Source organism: Mycobacterium sp., from assembly GCF_050701515.1.
GTDB lineage: Bacteria > Actinomycetota > Actinomycetes > Mycobacteriales > Mycobacteriaceae > Mycobacterium.
Genome location: NZ_JBOGDB010000120.1, coordinates 1 through 18409, shown reverse-complemented (window position 1 = coordinate 18409; position 18409 = coordinate 1). Strand labels below are relative to the sequence as shown.

Sequence of the window (18409 nt, the reverse complement as noted above, 5' to 3'; positions counted from 1 at the left end):
GCCCCGGCCGTCGGGTTCGATGGTGAAGCCGCTCTCATCCACCGGAATCGGCCGGATCACCGGGCGCCGCGGCACAATCTCCGGCTGCGACGCCTCATACGCTGACACCATGTCCCACAGGGCGAAGATAAACGGCCGCAACCCTTCCCGGCTGACGGTAGAAACTTCGAACACCGGCCGGCCGTACCGCCGCTCAACCTCTTCGCGGACGAAATCGGCCAGTTCACGCGCCTCGGGCACGTCGATCTTGTTGAGCACCACCGCCCGCGGCCGCTCGGCCAAGTCACCCAGTGTCGTATCACCCTGCAGCGTGGGTGTGTAGGCGGCCAGCTCTGCCTCCAGCGCATCGATGTCGGAAATCGGATCGCGGCCCGGCTCGAGGGTGGCGCAGTCGACCACATGCACCAGCACCGCGCACCGCTCGATGTGGCGCAGGAAGTCCAGGCCGAGACCACGGCCGTCGGACGCGCCGGGGATCAGCCCGGGCACGTCGGCGACCGTGAATGTGTGTTCTCCCGCCGCCACCACGCCCATGTTCGGCGCCAACGTGGTGAACGGGTAGTCGGCGATCTTCGGCTTGGCCGCCGAAATCGCCGACACCAGTGAAGACTTGCCCGCCGACGGGAACCCGATCAGGCCCACATCGGCGACGGTCTTGAGCTCCAGCGTCAGATCCCGTGCCTGACCCTTCTCGCCGAGCAGGGCGAACCCGGGCGCCTTGCGGGCACGCGAAGCCAGCGCCGCGTTGCCGAGTCCCCCACGTCCACCCGCGGCGGCCTCGAAACGGGTGCCGGCGCCGACCAGGTCAGCGAGCATCCTGCCGTTTTCGTCGAGCACGACGGTGCCGTCGGGCACCTTCAGTTCCAGATCGCCGCCGGCGGCTCCGTCCCGGTTGTTGCCGGCGCCCTGCTTGCCCGACGGCGCGACGATGTGCGGGTGGAAGTGGAAATCGAGCAGAGTGTGCACCTGTGGGTCGACGACGAGCACGACGCTGCCGCCGCGGCCGCCGTTGCCGCCGTCGGGTCCGCCGAGCGGCTTGAACTTCTCGCGATGGACCGAGGCACAACCGTTACCGCCGTTGCCCGCCCGCGCGTGGATGACGACGCGGTCGACAAACCGGGGCATCGGATTTCCTCGAGCTACTAGGCCTCCGGACGCGCGACGCGGACGATGCTGACCGTCTTGCGTCCACGTTTTTCGCCGAACTCGACGGCGCCGGGAGCCTTGGCGAACAGGGTGTCGTCGCCGCCACGGCCCACGTTGACGCCGGGGTGAAAGTGCGTGCCGCGCTGCCGGACGATGATCTCGCCGGCCTTGACGATCTGGCCGCCGAACCGCTTGACGCCCAGCCGCTGGGCGGCGGAGTCCCGGCCGTTGCGTGAGCTGGAAGCGCCCTTCTTGTGTGCCATCCGTTCGCTCCCTACTTGATTCCGGTGACCTTCAGCACGGTCAGCTGTTGACGATGACCCTGCCGCTTGTGGTAGCCGGTCTTGTGCTTGAACTTGTGAATGCGGATCTTGGGTCCCTTGGTGTGCTCGAGCACCTCACCGGTCACCGCGAGCTTCGCCAGGGCGTTGGCGTCGCTGGTGACCTTCGCGCCGTCCACGACCAGGGCGACGGGCAGCGAGACCTTGGAGCCTGGGTCGGAGTCGAGTTTTTCGACCTTGAGCACGTCTCCGACGGCGACCTTGTACTGCTTGCCGCCGGTCTTGACGATTGCGTACGTCGCCATCGTGCTGACACTCCTACGTCGTTTCTTGACAGCGCGCTACTGGTGGCTGCGCGTGTCTGGGTTCTCCGACTGCCGCCGGCAGGGCCTGGCGACAACTGCTCAAGGTTACTTTAGGCGCGGCTAGAGGGTCAAATCACCGCAGGTCACGGCTTATGCACGGTCCGTTTCGCCGGGTACCACTGTTCGCCCGCGGGCTCACCTGCCAGATTCCAGCTCCACGACACCCGCGGGGTGATGCGACTGTAGAGGCCCGGACCCATCATGCCGACCCGCTCGATCTGCGGTTCGGCGTCGCCGTACACCCGCAGCGCCCGCGCGACGAAGGGCTCCAGCGACACCAGGTCGTCGATCACCAGCGACACCTTGGAGCGACCCGCGCCGATGTTGCGAAGCTTGCGGGTACCGGCCACGTCGGGGCCCACGCCCCCGACCCAGAAGTGCTCGCCGTCGAACTCAAACGCCACCGGCGCGACGTCGGGTTGACCGCCGTCGTTGACGGTCGCCAGCCGGGCCAGCGGCTGGGACCGCAGGTAGGCGATCTCCTCGTCGCTGAACGACACGGCCTAATCCTCGTGGACCGGTGGGCCCGCCGGTCGTGCGGCGGCGCGTCGACGAGACCGCCCGCCGGAAACGCTCGCCGCAGGTTGTCCGTCGCGGTCGTCGTCGGACACGTCGAAGTCGGATTCGTCCTCGGCGTCGGAGTCCTCGTCGTCCTCGTCGTCATCCTCGTCGTCGTCGTCGTCGTCGGACTCGTCCGAGTCGTCGATCACCTCGATGTCGTCGTCGAGATCGTCGTCTTCGTCATCCTCGTCCAGGTCGACGTCGATCTCGTCGTCGTCCTCGTCCTCGTCGGAGTCGTCGTCGTAGTCCTCGTCGGTGTCCTCGAGGTCGTCGTCTTCGAGCTCTTCCTCGGCCGCGTCGACGACGGCTTCCTTGATGGCCTCGGGGTCGACCTCGGCGACCCCCTCGACGGCCTTCTTGTCCTCGTCCTCGCCCGCCTCGGCATCGTCGTGGCGGTCGTTGGCGGCGGCCATCGCCTTGAACATCGGGTGCTCGCCGGGCGCGTGCGCGGGCACCTTCGCCACCGTGACATCGTCGGAACGGCCCTTCTTGGAGCGCTTGCCGCGGCGCCCGGAGTCGGACTTCCGGCCGCTCGCGGGTGCGGAGTCCACCGGATCGGTGTGCACCAGAATCCCGCGGCCCGCGCAGTTCGGACACGGCGTGGAGAACGCCTCGATCAGGCCGGTTCCCAACCGCTTTCGGGTCAACTGCACCAGCCCGAGCGATGTCACCTCCGACACCTGGTGCCGGGTGCGGTCGCGGGCCAGCGCCTCGGTCAGTCGGCGCAGCACCAGATCGCGGTTCGACTCGAGCACCATGTCGATGAAGTCGATGACGACGATGCCGCCTATATCGCGCAGCCGCAGCTGCCGCACGATCTCCTCGGCGGCCTCCAAGTTGTTGCGGGTGACGGTCTGCTCCAGGTTGCCGCCAGACCCGGTGAACTTGCCGGTGTTGACGTCGACGACTGTCATCGCCTCGGTGCGGTCGATGACCACGGTGCCGCCCGACGGCAGCCACACCTTGCGGTCCATCGCCTTGGTCAGCTGCTCGTCAATGCGGTGCACTGCAAACACGTCAGGCCCGTCACTGCTGGCCGGCTCGTATTTCGTCAACCGCGGAACAAGGTCCGGCGCAACGGAATTGACGTACTCATTGATCGTGTTCCAGGCTTCGTCGCCGGACACAATGAGGCCGGAGAAGTCCTCGTTGAACAGATCGCGGATGACCTTCACCAACACGTCGGGCTCTTCGTAGAGTGGCACCGCCGCGCCGGCCGCCTTCTTCTTGGTGTCGGTGGCCTTCGACTCGATCTGGCCCCAGCGTTCCTGCAGCCGGCTCACGTCGGCGCGGATGTCGGATTCCTTGACGCCTTCCGACGCGGTACGGATGATCACACCCGCATCGGCTGGAACCACCTCGCGCAGAATCTCTTTGAGGCGTTGCCGTTCGGTGTCGGGCAGCTTGCGGCTGATGCCGGTGGACGACGCACCGGGAACGTAGACCAGGTAGCGGCCGGCGAGCGACACCTGCGTGGTCAACCGCGCACCCTTGTGCCCAACCGGATCCTTGCTGACCTGGACCACCACGTAGTCGCCGGGCTTGAGGGCCTGCTCGATCTTCCGGTTGGCGCCACCGAGGCCGGCGGCTTCCCAGTTCACCTCGCCGGCGTAGAGGACTCCGTTGCGGCCGCGGCCGATGTCGACGAACGCCGCCTCCATGGACGGCAGCACGTTCTGCACGATGCCCAGATAGATGTTGCCCACCAAGGATGCCGAAGCCGCCGATGTCACGAAGTGTTCAACGACGACGCCGTCCTCGAGGACGGCGATCTGGGTGTAGCGGGCACCCTCGTGCGGCGGCTCGGTGCGGACCTTGTCCCGCACCACCATCACCCGATCGACGGCCTCGCGGCGGGCCAGGAACTCGGCCTCGCTCAGGATCGGCGGGCGGCGCCGTCCGGCGTCACGGCCGTCGCGGCGGCGCTGGCGCTTGGCCTCCAGCCGGGTCGAGCCGCTGATGCCCTGGATCTCGCCGGTGTCCTTTGTGCTGCGCCCCGCCCGTTCGTGCACGACGGTGTTGGGCGGGTCGTCAGGCGAACCGTCGTTGTCGTCCCCCCCGCCGGACTTGCGCCGGCGGCGACGGCGGCGGCGCCGGCTGGCAACCTCGCCGCCACCCGTCTCGTCATCGCCGCTGTCCTCGTCGGACTCGTCGCCGGAGTCGTCGGTCTGGCCGTCGTCGGAGTCGCCATCGCCGGAGTCGTCACCGCCCTGATCACCCCGACCGCGACCGCGGCCTCGGCGGCCACGCCGGCGGCGACGGCCGGGACGATCGGCCTGATCCTCGTCGGAGTCGGGGCCGTCGTCGGTGTCGTCGTAGTCGTCCGCCGAGTCGGAATCGGTCTCGACCGGCTGCGGCGCGACGAACAGCGGCATGTACTCGGTGGGCTCGGTGCCGGTTTGCGAGGCGGTCTCCGGGGTCAACGGGGACTCCGGTTCGGAGCCGTCCACGCCATCGGCCGGCGATTTACCGCCGTCGTCCGGAAGGTCGGGACTCTCCGCGAGAACGCTCAGCCGGTCTGGCTGGTCCTGTCCGGGCTGAGTCTCTTCCGATAGGTCTTGTGTAGGGGCATCGTCGGCCACGTATTCTCCTCAAGCCCCCGGGCGCGTCGTGTCGACGCGGCCACGCGAGGGCTTCCGCTATGGGCCCGGGCAATTCCACCCGAGCTTGTTATGGTCTCGCCCCGAGCGGTTCGCTGGGAACCCACCCGGTGCCTGGCTGAATGATGGCTGGGACGGTCGGCGCCGCACCGCCGGTGAGCGATGGTCGCGCTCGTCTAAGTCTTCATTCGGGCGTCCGGCCCTGGTGTAAGCCGTCCACCCAAGGTTCAGTATCCCACATCGCCCGACAACGGCGGACCGGCCGCTTCGCCGCGCTAATGGCCGGGGAACCAGAGCTCGATTTCGCGGACGGCCGACTCCGGTGAATCGGAGCCGTGGACCAGGTTGTCCTGGGTGAAAAGTGCCAGGTCACCGCGGATTGAGCCGGGCGCGGCCTTCTCCACCGGGTCGGTGGCGCCGGCGATCTGGCGAAACGCGGCGACGGCGCGAGGACCCTCGACAATCGCGGCTACCACCGGTCCCGAGGTGATGAATTCCAGCAGCGAGTCGAAGAATGGCTTGCCGTCGTGCTCGGCGTAGTGCTTGCGGGCCAGCTCATCGCTGACGTTGCGCAGCTCGAGGGACGCGATGGTCAGGCCCTTGCCCTCGATCCGGCCGACGATCTCGCCGACCAGGCGGCGCTTGACGCCGTCGGGCTTGATCAACACCAGGGTCCGCTCCGTCGTCACGGCGCACAGCCTAGTCGGGCGGGGGCTGTTGCCCGGGCAGCAGGCCTCGCTCCTCCCGGCGCTTGACCTCGCTGCGCAGATAGAGGATGAGCAGCCAAACGCCGGCGAAGATCACCCCGATGAAGCCGACGGCCCCGTGCACGGCCCAGCCGGCGATCAGCACCAGCTGGATGGCCAGGTTCACCCAGATCGCCCACGGCCGGCCCTGCACACCGGCCAGCAGCACCAGCACGACGGCGAATCCGATCAGATACGTGCCGCTGACCGCCGTCAGCCCGCCGTGGGAAACCGATACCACCGGCAGGGCGAGCAGCACCACGATGGCTTCCAGGATCAACGTGCCCGCCATCACCCCGCGGAAGCTCTTCCACGGGTCGGGGGCTGCGCCGGTTGCGGGTCGGTCGCTCATTCGGGGTCCCGCCCGAACAGGGTGCGCGCCGCGCCGGCGGTGACGACCGATCCGGTGATCACCATGCCGCCGCCGGAAAACGCTTCGCCTTCGTAGCCGGACTCTTCGACGAGCGCGGTCGCGGACTCGATGGCGTCGGGCAGCGTGGCCGCACCGATGACCCGCTCCGGCCCGAACCGCTCCTCCGCGCGCAGTGCCAGGGTTTCCACGTCGAGGGCGCGCGGCGAGCCGTTATGTGTCACAACCAACTGATCGAACACCGGCTCCAACGCGGCCAGTATGCCGTCGACGTCCTTCTCGGCCATCACCGAGATGACGCCGACCAGGAACCGGAATTCGAACTCTTCCGCCAGCGTCTGCGCCAGCGCGGCGGCACCGGCCGGATTGTGCGCAGCATCGATGAAAACCGTTGGGGCGCTGCGCATGCGTTCAAGCCGCCCGGGGCTGGTCACCGCGGCGAACCCGGTCCGCACCGCATCGACGTCGAGTTGTCGTTGCGCACCGGCGCCGAAGAAGGCCTCGACGGCCGCCAGCGCGACCGCGGCGTTGTGGGCCTGATGTTCGCCGCGCAGCGGCAGGAAGATGTCGGAGTACACCCCGCCCAGACCCTGCAGCTCGAGCATCTGGCCGCCGATGGCCACCTGCCGGCTCAGCACCGCGAACTCGGAGTCCTCCCGGGCCACCGCGGCGTCGGCGCGCACCGATTCGGCCATCAGCACTTCCATCGCCTCGGGTACCTGCCGCCCGATCACCGCGACGGTGCTCAGGTCTGTGCCTGACGGCACAGGGTCCTCGTCCTGCCTGCGGATGATCCCGGCCTTCTCGGCGGCGATGTCGGCGATTTCGGTGCCGAGATACGCGGTGTGGTCGATACCGATCGGCGTGATGACGACGACCGGCGCGTCGACCACGTTGGTGGCGTCCCACCGGCCGCCCATGCCGACCTCCACAACGGCGATGTCGATGGGCGCGTCGGCGAACGCCGCGAACGCCATCGCGGTCACCACCTCGAACTTGCTCATCGCCGGTCCGCCGGTGGCTTCGGACTGCTTGTCCACCAGTTGCACGAACGGTTCGATCTCTTGGTACGTCGCGACGTACTGCGCGGGAGTGATCGCCTTGCTGTCGATGGCGATGCGCTCCACCGCGGACTGTAGATGCGGGCTGGTGGTGCGGCCGGTGCGACGGTGCAGCGCGGTCAGCAGCACATCGACCATGCGGGCCACCGACGTCTTGCCATTGGTCCCGGCGATATGGATGGACGGATAGCCGCGCTGCGGCGAGCCGAGCAATTCCATCAGCGCGGAGATGCGGGCCGTGCTCGGCTCGAGCTTGGTCTCCGGCCAGCGCTGGTCCAGCAGGTGTTCGACCTGCAGCAGCGACGCGATCTCGTCCGGGGTGGGGACGGGCTCAGTCATCTCAGGTCGGCCAGCCTCGCCCTGATCCGGTCAACCTCTTCGCTTGCGAGTTGCCGGCGGGCGCGGATTTTGTCCACCACGTCGGCCGGCGCCTTGGCCAGGAACGCGTCGTTGCCAAGCTTGCCCGTGGTGCCGGTCAGTTCCTTTTCCGCGGCCGCCAGATCCTTCTCCAGACGGCGCCGCTCGGCGTTCACGTCGACGGTGCCCGAGGTGTCCAGCTCGACAATGACGGTGCCGCGGGTCAACCGGACCTCCAGCGAGGCCGATGTAGTGAAGCCGTCGGAGGCGGGTGTCAGCCACGCCAGAGAAGTCACCGCCGGAATCTGCGAGTCCAGGTCGGCCGCGGCGATGTCGGTCAGCCTGGCCGGCACCTTCTGCCGATCGGCCAGACCCTGATCGCTGCGGAACCGCCGCACCTCGGTGACCAACTTCTGCATGTCTGTGATGCGTTGCGCTGCAACCGAATCCACCGAGTATCCGGAAGGCTTCGGCCACTCGGAGATGACAAGGGACCTTTCGCCGGTCAACGCCTTCCAGAGGGCTTCGGTGACGAACGGCATCACGGGATGCAGCAACTTGAGCAGGGTATCGAGCACCGCGGCCAGCACGGCCGTGGTGTGCGAAACCCCCTCCGCCAGCTGTACCTTCGCCAGCTCGACATACCAGTCGCAGAACTCGTCCCACGCGAAGTGGTACAGCGACTCGCAGGCGCGGCTGAATTCGTAGCCATCGAAGGCCGAATCAACCTCGGCGCGGACCTCTTCGGCGCGTCCCAGAATCCAGCGGTCGGCGTCGGTGAGCTCTGTGACATCCGGTAGCGGTGCTGGAGCTGCTCCATTCATCAGCGCGAAGCGCGTGGCGTTGAACAGCTTGGTGGCGAAGTTGCGGGACGCCCGGGCATGGTCCTCACCGATGGACAGGTCGCCGCCCGGGCTGGCACCGCGGGCCAGGGTGAACCGCAACGCGTCCGCGCCGAACTTCTCCACCCAATCCAGGGGATCGATGCCGTTGCCGCGGGACTTGCTCATCTTGCGGCCAAACTCATCGCGAATGAGCCCGTGCAGGAAGACATTCCGGAACGGCATCTGCCGCCCGCGTTGTCCATCCAGCGTGATTGCAGGGTCGCCGGAGACGAACACGCCGAACATCATCATCCGGGCCACCCAGAAGAACAGGATGTCGTATCCGGTGACCAAGACGCTGGTGGGATAGAACTTGGCGAGCTCGGGGGTGTGTTCGGGCCAGCCCATGGTGGAGAACGGCCACAGCGCCGAGGAGAACCAGGTGTCCAGCACGTCGGGGTCCTGTTCCCACCCCTCGGGCGGGGTTTCGTCAGGACCGATACAGACGGTCTCGCCGTTGGGGCCGTGCCAGATCGGAATGCGGTGGCCCCACCAGAGCTGCCGGGAGATGCACCAGTCGTGCATGTGGTCGACCCAGTCGAAGAAGCGCGGTTCCAGGCTGGGCGGGTGGATAACGGTGTCGCCATTGCGGACCGCGTCGCCCGCGTCCTTGGCCAACGACTCGACCTTCACCCACCACTGCAGCGACAGCCGCGGCTCAATGGCTTCGCCGCTGCGATCGGAATGGCCGACGCTGTGCAGATATGGTCGCTTCTCCTCGACAACCCGGCCCCGGGCGGTCAGTGCTTCGCGCACCGCGACGCGGGCGTCGAGGCGGTCCATCCCGTCGAATTCGGTTCCGGTGTCGACGATCCTGGCCTTGGTGTCCATGATGGACGGCATCGGCAGCTTGTGCCGCAGGCCGATCTCGAAGTCGTTGGGATCGTGTGCCGGTGTGACTTTGACTGCGCCGGTGCCGAATTCGGGATCCACGTGCGCGTCGGCGACGACGAGCAATTCGCGGTCGACGAACGGATGCGGCAATGTCTTACCGACCAGGTGCCGATAACGGTCGTCGTCGGGATGCACCGCGATCGCGGTGTCGCCGAGCATGGTCTCGACGCGGGTGGTGGCCACCACAACGTGTGGTTCGGCATCGTCGAGCGAGCCGTACCGGAACGACACCAACTCGCCCTCAACGTCCACGTAGGAGACCTCGAGGTCCGAGATCGCCGTCTGTAGCACCGGTGACCAGTTCACCAGCCGCTCGGCCTGATAGATCAGCCCCGCGTCGTAGAGCCGCTTGAAGATCGTGCGCACCGCGCGGGACAGACCCTCGTCCATGGTGAACCGGTCGCGGCTCCAGTCCACGCCGTCGCCGAGCCGGCGCATCTGATCACCGATGGTCCCGCCCGAGTCGTGCTTCCAGTCCCAGACCTTGTCGATGAACAACTCGCGGCCGAAGTCTTCCTTGGTCTTCCCGTCGACCGCCAACTGCTTTTCCACCACCGACTGGGTGGCGATGCCGGCGTGGTCCATGCCGGGCAGCCACAGCACCTCGTAGCCCTGCATCCGCTTGCGCCGGGTCAGGGCGTCCATCAGCGTGTGGTCCAGCGCGTGACCCATATGCAGACTGCCGGTGACGTTCGGCGGTGGCAGCACAATCGAGTACGGCTCGTTGTCGCTCGCCGGATCCGCCTCGAAGTACCCGGCGTCCACCCAGCCCTGGTAGAGCTCGCTTTCTACCGCGCCCGGATCCCATGATTTGGGTAGGGCGTCCGCATCTGGCCTCGAACTGGCGGTCACCGCAACATTCTAGGAAGTGCGGCGGGCCAGCCGCCGGACAGCCTTGCCGGCTCGGCCGGGGTGCCTACTTCTTGCCGCCGAGCAGGCCACCGAGAATGTTGCCGAGCGCACCGCCCTGTTGGCCGCCGAGCACGCTGCCCAGGATGCTGCCGAGCGGGTTGCTTCCGGCGCCGCCACCGCCGGCGCCACCGAGGATGCTGCCGAGCACGTCGCCGAGGCCGCCACCGCCGGCCGACTGCGCCTGTGCCTCGGCGGGAGCCTGCCCCGAGCCCTTGGTGAGCTGCTTGCCGATGTAGGCGAGCACGATCGGCGCCAGGATGGGCAGCAGTTTCTTGATCAGATCACCACCACCGGCGCCCGTGCCGGCCAGGGCGGAGGCGACGGCGTTGCTGTCGTTGCCGCCGAAGATTTTCGCGACGAACTGGTCGCCCTGGTTTGCATCGACCTGGTCGACGTTGACCCCGCCGTCGAGCAGGCCGCTTGTGCCTTGCTCGGCGACGGTGGACTCGAGCTCGCTCGAGTCGATGTCGTCAGCCTGGACGTTCTGCGCCAGCCCTCCGACGAGTGCCGGGACCAGCGTCTTGATGGCATTGTTTACCTCGCCTTGGTCCGCACCAACTTTGCTCGCGATTTCCGCCACCGGGATCTGTGCGAAGAGATCGTCAAGACCTGCCATTGTCGTATCCACCTTCATTGCTGGTTATCGCATGTCGAAGACGACACTAGCCCAATTGATCTTGGTTGACAGGTGTTCTGCGCCGCGCAGATCAATTCAGCCGGGAGGTCTCCAATGACACACCGGCAGCGGGGAATCGGGCGAGCAACGCGTCGCCCATCGCGGCCGCCGGGGTCAGCACGCCGCGCAGGTCAGACAGCCGGTCGCGGTCCAACGCGAGCGCCAACCCGCTTTCGCCGAGCAGCACCGATGTCGCCTTGTATGCGGGGTCACCCCGCTGCGACATGGCGGCCAGGTAGCGGGCGCCGATTGTGGTGGTGGTGTACGTCTCGACCCGGTAGTGGCCCTTCTCGCGGACCCGTTCGCTCGGGCCGGTACCGGGCTTCGGCGCGATGCGTTCGACGAGTTTGCGTGGCACCCTGTCGAAGTAGCGGCTGCCCAGCCTGACGACTGCGCTGCTCACCCCGGCCGCCATGGCCGATGCGACGGGCGCGGCGATCGACGATCCGAGGCTCAGGCCCTCTGCGTACCGGAACCGCCTGCCATAGGCCCAATCTTGTAATGCGTTGCTGCGCCTGACGATCCGGGTGTTGTAGGGCGCCATGACGAACCCGGAAGTCCAAACCCGGCCCAGCTCCGGTGCGATCTGCCCGCCGCGCCGCCACGGCATGTCCGGCTGCGGACCGAGTTCGGGTTCGGCTCCGCGGTCCGGGGTCAAGGTGTACGGGTATTCGAGCAGGCGCCGCACCTCGGGGTCGCTGGACATCGCGCGCATGACTTCCATCATCGAGGCGATGGTGCCGCCGGAGAATCCGCCGGCCATCGAACGCACCACGAGATTGGTGTCGCCCAGTTCGCCGGCATTATCTTCGATCGCCCGGCGGTACAGCGCGTAGACGCTGAGATCCGAAGGGATGGAATCGAATCCGCAACCGTGCACGATGCGGGCACCGGTGTCGATGGCCTGCTTGTGGCACAGGTCGATGCTGTTGCGGACGAACATCGCCTCACCGGTGAGGTCCGCGTAATCGGTTCCGGCCTCTGCGCACGCGGCGACAAGCGGCATCCCATAGTGGGTATAGGGCCCGACCGTGGTCACCACCACCTGAGCCCGGGACGCCATCTCGTCCAGCGTCGACGGCCGCGAAGCGTCGGCTTCGATCAGCGGCCAGGACCGCGCCTTGTCGGCCAAGGACTCCCGGACCGCGAGCAGCTTGTCCTGGGACCGGCCGGCCAGCGCGATGTGCGCGTCGCCGCCTGCCTTGGCCAGGTAGTCAGCGGTCAGTTTCCCGACAAAACCGGTCGCGCCGTACAGGACGATGTCGAACTCCCGCTGCGCGGCGCTCATGGGAAGCGACGCTACCGGAGCGTGCACGCTAGTTTCGACGGGTGACGCAGCAACAGATCGTTGTAATCGGGGCGGGCATCGCGGGTTTGGCGACGGCGGTCGCGCTGCAGCGACGCGGTCACGACGTCACGGTCATCGAGGAACGTTTGGACACATCGAGCGGCGCGGGTATCAGCATTTGGCCCAACGCGCTGGCCGCACTCGACGAGATTGGTCTCGGCGATGCCGTGCGCGGGGCCGGTGGCCGGGTCACCGCCGGGGCGCTGCGCTGGCATGACGGCACCTGGTTGCGTCATCCGTCGGCGGAGCGAATCGTCAAGGCGCTCGGCGAACCCCTTGTGGTGGTGCGCCGATCCGACTTGACGACCGTGCTGTCCGGCGCCCTGTCGAGCGGCACCCTGCAGAGCGGGGTGGCGGCCACCGAACTCGGCCTGACCGCGAACGGCGTGCGGATCACGCTCTCGGACTCGACGACGCGCGAGGCGGCCGCGGTGGTCGGCGCGGACGGCACGCGCTCGGTGGTGGCCCGCAACCTCAACGGCCAACTGCGCGATCGCTACGTCGGCTATACAGCCTGGCGGGGTGTGGCCGACTTCGCGCTCGATCCCGACCTGTCCGGGGAGACCCTGGGTCCCGGCATCGAATTCGGGCACGTTCCGCTGGGTCCGGATCGGACGTACTGGTTCGCCACCGAGCGCGCCCCGGAGGGACGGGTAGCGCCCGAGGGTGAGCTCACATACCTGCAGAAAAAGTTCGCGTCCTGGGCCGACCCGATACCGGCGCTGCTGGCGGCGACGAAACCCGAGATCGTCCTGCACAACGACCTCTACGACCGCGACCAGGCGCGGCACTGGTCGAGCGGCCCGATGGTTCTGGTCGGCGACGCCGCCCACGCGATGCGCCCGCATTTGGGCCAGGGCGGCTGCCAAGGACTGGAGGACGCCGCGATCCTGGCCGCCTTCATCGACCAGACCGACGACCTGGCGGCGGCGTTCGCGCGATTCGCGAAGTTCCGCAGGCCGCGGGTGCGGGCCCTGGTACGCGAGTCCGCGTTGATCGGCAAGATCCTGAACCTGCGGCCGGGCTTCCTGAGTGCCGCGTTGAGCCGCGCCTCGGTGTTGATGCCGGAGGCGATGGTGACGCGGCATCTGGCGTCGGTGGCGTCGCGGTCGGCGTTCGCCGTGCCGGCGAGCGTCTCAGCCTAAGCCGAACGGGCTGAGGAATGTCGAGCACAGCTGTCGCAGATCGACAAGCCCGAGCACGCTGCCGCCCCGCACCACCTGGCAGCCCGTCAGCGAGCTGGGCGTGCGCCACAGCGCCGGGCCGCCCGCGTTGGCACCGCACGTCGGCCAGGCGCCGATGCCCTGCGTCCGCAGCACGTTCTCGGCGACCCGGATCTGCTCCGCCCTGGACGCCATCGCCGGGGATCCCACCCCGCCGTTGGCCGCCCAGGTCGTGGGCTTGAACTGCAGGCCGCCGTACTGGCCGTTGCCGGTGTTCGTCGACCAGTTGCCGCCGGACTCGCACTGGGCGATGGCGTCCCAGTCCACGCTGTCGGCGTGCGCGCTGGCTGTTGACATGGCCATCGGGACGACGGCAAGCGCCCCGGTGATTGCGGTGACCCAGGCTGCCTTCTTGCCCGTCCGGATGGCTGACTGGCGAATCTTCATCACTTGGTCCTTCCCCGACCTTGCAACTAATGGGTCTTTCGGGTGAGGAGTGTCAGGCGTTACAAGGGAGGTGCAAGTACGTTATCGATACGCAATAGACCCCAGCTAGCGATGGGACAAATGAGTAAGAAGCGCCAGATGTGCAAAATGGGGCAGATGAGTAAAAAGAAGGTGCCGGGCCCTTTCGGACCCGGCACCATCCAAGTGTTCCCAGAGCTGGGTTTTAACCGCCCCCGCCGCAGCTCGGCCAGGCGCCGATGCCCTGCGACTGCAGCACGTTCTCGGCCACCCGGATCTGCTCCGCGCGGCTGGCGTTATGCGGCGAGCCCGAGCCGCCATTGGCACGCCAGGTGCCCATGGTGAACTGCAGGCCGCCGTAGTAGCCGTTACCCGTGTTGATTGACCAGTTGCCACCGGACTCGCACGCGGCGATGGCGTCCCAGTCCACGCCGCTGTCCGCACTCGCGGTGCCGGTTGCCAGCGCCATCGGTGCCACAGCGAGCGCCCCGGCGATGGTGGCCAGACCGAACGTCTTGCGGATGTTCTTCACTTCGTTCCTTTCGCCAAGCGCGCGCCAACAACGCCCGCTGACGCGGGCGCAGCTGCCTGTACAGGCCAGAGACTTGGGCCGTGCCGTCTCGGTCAGGCACGACATGGGAGGCAAGAGGAGCCTCACCGGGCAGCACGCCCGGCGGCCACCGAAGGCGAACCCGCCTTCCGCGGCCCCACTCACACGCAGGTTCGTGGGTTTGAAATTATTTGCTCCTTTTGGAGCCGTGCTGGACCGTACAAACCGATTCGCGCAAAGTCATATCGGGTGAAGAACGTGTCGCGGTTGGATCACGGTCAGATCACGACCGAGTCCGTCAATCGTCGGTGCAGGTCACTACGGCGAGTTGCCGGCGCGCAATGCGCAGGTAAGCGGATCGCTTACGTGAGTCAAATCACGGCCAAATTGTGAGCTGGGACACGGCGGTTCCCCTTGGCGGAGCCCCGATTTGGGGCAAGATCGGCCGCCAAGCATCGAGCCGGCGATTTGGCGGCCCTTGGCCACGATCGGTTCGCTGGCCCCCATATCACCATCTCTGATGAAAGCCGGTGCGGCGAAGGCTATTTGGGTCGACGTCCTACCTGTCTTGACCTCGACGGCTTCCCCGCCGTCTCAAGCGACGAGTTGAGTCAGGCTTCGAAACACCCACCAAACCAATGTGTTTCGCATTGTGCTCGTCATGTACCCAGCGGGCCCCAGCCCCGCTCACCGTGATCGCCGTTTCGGTGTGCACCAGTTTCGGTGGTGTTGGCGACCCGCTCTCCCGTTGAGCGCGATGGCGTGCCCGAAGCGGATCTAGACACTCCGCCAGGCGGCCCCAGAAATGGTCACGCACCGGCCTGAAACCCGCACTGCGCTAAAGGATCTCACGGGTATATGCCGATCGCCCGCACCGACAGGCCGATTTGGTAATCAAATACATTGCCAACTAATCGCAGAATTGTTGTCGGCGAATAACGGCGAAAGGCACGGAGAATTTGTGAGAAAACGGGCCAAATTCAGAAAGTGACTTTGCTAGAACAATTACCTTAAGTAATTACCCCCAGCTCAGGGCAGATCAGCGGTGGTGTTCACGTTCGTCAGGGACCGCTGCGCGGCCATCACGATGCGTTGAGTGTCGACGGTGTCGACAAGCGCCCGCATGCTGCGCTCCCCCGCCGCCACCAGCGCGTCGGCGCGGTCGGCCAGCGCGGTCCGGTACACCCCGGCCAGGTAGTGATCCCGGCCATCCCAGGGCAGCACCACATCCACGCCCAGCCGGGAGGCGCGTTCTGCCAGCTCGTCGATGAGTTCGGTCGAGATGAACGGCATGTCCACCGCACACACGAAGGCCAGTTCATGGCCGGCGTCGGCCGCCGCCCGCAGGCCACGGCCGGTCGCCAGCAGCGGCCCAACTCCGCGAACCTCGTCGCGCAGCACCTCGGCGGGCAGCTCGGGAAGGGGTTGGCCGGGGGCGGCGATCACATAAACCGGAAAACACCGCGGGCTGACAACCGATACCACGTACTCGACCATCGTGGTCGGCCCGCCTGCGCCGGTGAACGTCAAGGTTGCCTTGTCGCGGCCCATCCGCCGCGAAGCCCCGCCGGCCAGCACCACCGCTGCCAGCGGGGTTTGTGAGGGCACGTTGGTCCCGTCTAGTCCACGGTCCAGGTGTCGCGACCGCGCAGCAGGGATTGCAGGCCGGCCGTGTCGTGGGCGGTGGCTTCCATCGCCGAGCTGACCTGGGTGCGGGCGGCATCGTCGTACGTCGGCCGGTGCACCTGGCGGAAGATTCCCATCACGGTGTGATCAAGGTTCTGCTCCGACAGCCGCGACAGCGCGTACGCGTAGGCCGGGTCGTCGAGCTGGGCGTCGTGCACCACGATCTCGTCGACCGAGACGTCGGCCGTCTTGGCCACCTCGAGGCCGAATCCGGACTTCACGACGCAGTACGCGCCGTCGGCACCGAACGTGATCGGTTCGCCTTGGTGGACGTTGATCACCCGTTCCTCGGCGCCCTCTTTGCGCAGCAGGTCGAAGGAGCCGTCGTTGAAGATCGGGCAGTCCTGCAGGATTTCCACCAGTGCCGAGCCACGATGGGCGGCCGCGGCCCGCAGCACCTCGGTCAAACCCTTGCGATCCGAATCAAGGGCACGGCCCACGAATGATGCCTCGGCGCCCAGCGCCAGCGACACCGGGTTGAACGGGTGGTCCAGCGAGCCCATCGGCGTGGACTTGGTGACCTTGCCGACCTCGGAGGTCGGCGAATACTGACCCTTGGTCAGCCCATAGATCCGGTTGTTGAACAACAGGATCGTCATGTTGACGTTGCGTCGCAGCGCGTGGATCAGGTGGTTACCGCCGATCGACAGCGCGTCGCCGTCCCCGGTGACGACCCACACCGAAAGATCCTCCCGCGCGACCGCGAGACCGGTGGCAATCGCAGGAGCGCGGCCGTGGATCGAGTGCAGGCCGTAGGTCTCCAGGTAGTACGGGAAACGGCTCGAGCAACCGATGCCACTGACGAAGACGATGTTCTCGCGGCGCAACCCGAGTTCCGGCAGGAAGTTACGGATGGTGTTGAGGATGACGTAGTCGCCGCATCCGGGGCACCAACGGACCTCCTGGTCGCTGGTGAAATCCTTCGACTTCTGCGGTTGATCGGTGGTGGGCACCCCGGACAAACCAGGTGTGAGGCCCAGGTCTTGGTGGGCCGTCCCAATCACGTCAGTCATGCGCTAACTCCCACGCCAGTCTCGACGGTAGCCGCCGCCAACCGTGCGAACTTGGCCTTGTCGCTTTCCTTTTCGCTCAGCGTTCCGTCCAGGGCGGCATCGATGATGCCTTCCACCTCGTCGGCAAGGAACGCCATGCCTTCCATCTTCGTAACCGACTGCACGTCGACCAGGAATTTGCCCCTCAACAACAGTGCCAGCTGCCCAAGGTTCATCTCCGGGGCCACCACCTTCGGGTAGCTGCGCAGCACGTCGGAGAGATTGGCCGGGAAGGGATTGAGGTGGCGCAGATGTGCATGGGCCACCTTGATGCCCTTACGCCGGGCCCGTCGGCATGCTTCGCCGATCGGGCCGTACGAGCTGCCCCACCCGACCATCAGCAGTTCGGCATCGCCGGTCGGGTCGTCGACCTCGAGATCCGGCACTTTGATGCCGTCGATCTTGGCGCGGCGCAACCGGACCATGAGGTCGTGGTTCTTCGGCTCGTAGGAGATGTTGCCCGAGCCGTTGGCCGCCTCCAGGCCGCCGATCCGGTGCTCCAGACCCGGCGTGCCCGGCACCGCGAACTGGCGGGCGAGGGTTTCCGGGTCGCGGGCGTAGGGCTGGAACGGCTCGTCGGGCTTCGCGAAGGCATGGTCGATCGCCGGGTAGCTGCTGACGTCGGGGATCTTCCACGGCTCAGAGCCGTTGGCGATGGCGCCGTCGGACAGGATGATCACCGGGGTGTGGTAGGTCACCGCGATCCGGACCGCCTCGATTGCGATCTCGAAGCAGTCCGACGGTGAGCGCGGTGAAAGCACCGCCACCGGCGATTCACCGTTGCGCCCGTAGAGCGCCTGCATCAGGTCGGCCTGCTCGGTCTTGGTGGGCAGGCCGGTGCTCGGCCCCCCGCGCTGGATGTCGAAGATCACCAGCGGCAGCTCCGCGGTGACCGCCAGGCCGATGGCCTCGCCCTTGAGCGCGATGCCCGGGCCGCTGGAGGCGGTGACCCCGATGCAGCCGCCGAAGGAGGCGCCGATCGCCGCGGTGGCCGCCGCGATCTCGTCCTCGGCCTGCAACGTGCGCACCCGGAAGCGCTTGTGCAGCGCGAGCTCGTGCAGGATGTCGCTCGCGGGCGTGATCGGATAGGCGCCGAACACCACCGGGATCTTGGTGCGCTCGGCGGCGGCGAGCAGCCCCCACGCGAGCGCGCGGTTGCCGGTCATGCTCCGGTACGTGCCGGGCGGCATCTCGGCCGCCTCGACGCCGTAGTGCTCGGCGAACATCTCCGCGGTCTCGCCGAAGGCGTGGCCCGCCTTGAGGGCGCGGATATTGGCCTCCACGAACTCGGG

15 protein-coding genes and 2 pseudogenes are annotated in these 18409 nt (G+C 67.2%); 1 reads left to right on the top strand and 16 read right to left on the bottom strand.

Annotation, left to right across the window (positions count from 1 at the left end; genetic code table 11):
- The 11 genes from obgE to ACRDU5_RS10405 all read right to left on the bottom strand — a co-directional run.
- Positions 1-1125, bottom strand: a 1125-nt coding sequence (gene obgE / locus ACRDU5_RS10455; RefSeq protein WP_526614421.1) for a GTPase ObgE, incomplete at its 3' end; no start/stop codon positions are given.
- Between the two features lie 17 nt (positions 1126-1142).
- Positions 1143-1409 (bottom strand): 50S ribosomal protein L27, encoded by a 267-nt coding sequence (rpmA, locus tag ACRDU5_RS10450; protein WP_526614420.1) that lies wholly within the window; start codon positions 1407-1409, stop codon positions 1143-1145.
- An 11-nt stretch (positions 1410-1420) separates the two neighbouring features.
- Positions 1421-1732 carry a 50S ribosomal protein L21 gene (gene rplU, locus ACRDU5_RS10445; RefSeq protein WP_526614419.1) on the bottom strand — a complete coding sequence of 104 codons (312 nt, stop codon included), beginning with the start codon at positions 1730-1732 and terminating at the stop codon, positions 1421-1423.
- A gap of 143 nt (positions 1733-1875) precedes the next feature.
- The gene (locus ACRDU5_RS10440) at positions 1876-2292 is read right to left on the bottom strand and encodes a PPOX class F420-dependent oxidoreductase (protein ID WP_526614418.1); all 417 of its coding nucleotides are present in this window, start codon (positions 2290-2292) and stop codon (positions 1876-1878) included.
- 3 nt (positions 2293-2295) lie between these two features.
- On the bottom strand, positions 2296-4935 hold the full coding sequence (gene rne / locus ACRDU5_RS10435) for a ribonuclease E (protein ID WP_526614417.1): 2640 nt from the start codon (positions 4933-4935) through the stop codon (positions 2296-2298).
- Between the two features lie 293 nt (positions 4936-5228).
- Positions 5229-5642, bottom strand: coding sequence for a nucleoside-diphosphate kinase (gene ndk, locus ACRDU5_RS10430; RefSeq protein WP_526614415.1), 414 nt, complete (start codon positions 5640-5642; stop codon positions 5229-5231).
- 10 nt (positions 5643-5652) lie between these two features.
- Positions 5653-6051 carry a DUF4233 domain-containing protein gene (locus tag ACRDU5_RS10425; RefSeq protein WP_526614414.1) on the bottom strand — a complete coding sequence of 133 codons (399 nt, stop codon included), beginning with the start codon at positions 6049-6051 and terminating at the stop codon, positions 5653-5655.
- A complete protein-coding gene (gene folC / locus ACRDU5_RS10420; RefSeq protein WP_526614413.1) occupies positions 6048-7469 on the bottom strand; it encodes a bifunctional tetrahydrofolate synthase/dihydrofolate synthase in 1422 nt (473 codons plus the stop codon). The genes ACRDU5_RS10425 and folC overlap by 4 nt, the downstream gene beginning before the upstream one ends.
- A complete protein-coding gene (locus ACRDU5_RS10415; RefSeq protein ID WP_526614412.1) occupies positions 7466-10117 on the bottom strand; it encodes a valine--tRNA ligase in 2652 nt (883 codons plus the stop codon). The genes folC and ACRDU5_RS10415 overlap by 4 nt, the downstream gene beginning before the upstream one ends.
- A 64-nt stretch (positions 10118-10181) precedes the next feature.
- A complete protein-coding gene (locus ACRDU5_RS10410) occupies positions 10182-10793 on the bottom strand; it encodes a DUF937 domain-containing protein (protein WP_526614422.1) in 612 nt (203 codons plus the stop codon).
- 91 nt (positions 10794-10884) lie between these two features.
- Positions 10885-12141 carry a saccharopine dehydrogenase family protein gene (locus ACRDU5_RS10405; RefSeq protein WP_526614411.1) on the bottom strand — a complete coding sequence of 419 codons (1257 nt, stop codon included), beginning with the start codon at positions 12139-12141 and terminating at the stop codon, positions 10885-10887.
- Between the two features lie 41 nt (positions 12142-12182).
- Here ACRDU5_RS10405 and ACRDU5_RS10400 point away from each other — a divergent pair, with 41 nt between their 5' ends.
- Positions 12183-13346: an FAD-dependent oxidoreductase gene (locus ACRDU5_RS10400; RefSeq protein ID WP_526614410.1), complete on the top strand. Its 1164-nt coding sequence runs from the start codon at positions 12183-12185 to the stop codon at positions 13344-13346.
- Here the strand turns inward: ACRDU5_RS10400 and ACRDU5_RS10395 are convergent.
- The 5 genes and pseudogenes from ACRDU5_RS10395 to ACRDU5_RS10375 form a co-directional block, all read right to left on the bottom strand.
- A pseudogene (locus ACRDU5_RS10395) lies at positions 13338-13700 on the bottom strand (transglycosylase family protein); the annotation flags it as partial. The gene ACRDU5_RS10400 and the pseudogene ACRDU5_RS10395 overlap by 9 nt on opposite strands.
- A gap of 334 nt (positions 13701-14034) precedes the next feature.
- Positions 14035-14259, bottom strand: a pseudogene (locus ACRDU5_RS10390) (transglycosylase family protein); the annotation flags it as partial.
- Between the two features lie 1149 nt (positions 14260-15408).
- Positions 15409-15987: a molybdenum cofactor guanylyltransferase gene (gene mobA / locus ACRDU5_RS10385; RefSeq protein ID WP_526614409.1), complete on the bottom strand. Its 579-nt coding sequence runs from the start codon at positions 15985-15987 to the stop codon at positions 15409-15411.
- 11 nt (positions 15988-15998) lie between these two features.
- Positions 15999-17078, bottom strand: coding sequence for a thiamine pyrophosphate-dependent enzyme (locus ACRDU5_RS10380; protein ID WP_526614407.1), 1080 nt, complete (start codon positions 17076-17078; stop codon positions 15999-16001).
- On the bottom strand, positions 17075-18409 hold a 1335-nt coding region (locus ACRDU5_RS10375; RefSeq protein WP_526614406.1), incomplete at its 5' end, for a 2-oxoacid:acceptor oxidoreductase subunit alpha. The genes ACRDU5_RS10380 and ACRDU5_RS10375, both read right to left, overlap by 4 nt.

What these genes read in the sequence shown, in the direction of transcription:
- rpmA (WP_526614420.1), bottom strand. Translation starts at nt 1,409, where the DNA reads ATGGCACACAAGAAGGGCGCTTCCAGCTCACGCAACGGCCGGGACTCC.
- rplU (WP_526614419.1), bottom strand. Translation starts at nt 1,732, where the DNA reads ATGGCGACGTACGCAATCGTCAAGACCGGCGGCAAGCAGTACAAGGTC.
- ACRDU5_RS10425 (WP_526614414.1), bottom strand. Translation starts at nt 6,051, where the DNA reads ATGAGCGACCGACCCGCAACCGGCGCAGCCCCCGACCCGTGGAAGAGC.
- folC (WP_526614413.1), bottom strand. Translation starts at nt 7,469, where the DNA reads ATGACTGAGCCCGTCCCCACCCCGGACGAGATCGCGTCGCTGCTGCAG.
- ACRDU5_RS10410 (WP_526614422.1), bottom strand. Translation starts at nt 10,793, where the DNA reads ATGGCAGGTCTTGACGATCTCTTCGCACAGATCCCGGTGGCGGAAATC.
- ACRDU5_RS10405 (WP_526614411.1), bottom strand. Translation starts at nt 12,141, where the DNA reads ATGAGCGCCGCGCAGCGGGAGTTCGACATCGTCCTGTACGGCGCGACC.
- ACRDU5_RS10380 (WP_526614407.1), bottom strand. Translation starts at nt 17,078, where the DNA reads ATGACTGACGTGATTGGGACGGCCCACCAAGACCTGGGCCTCACACCT.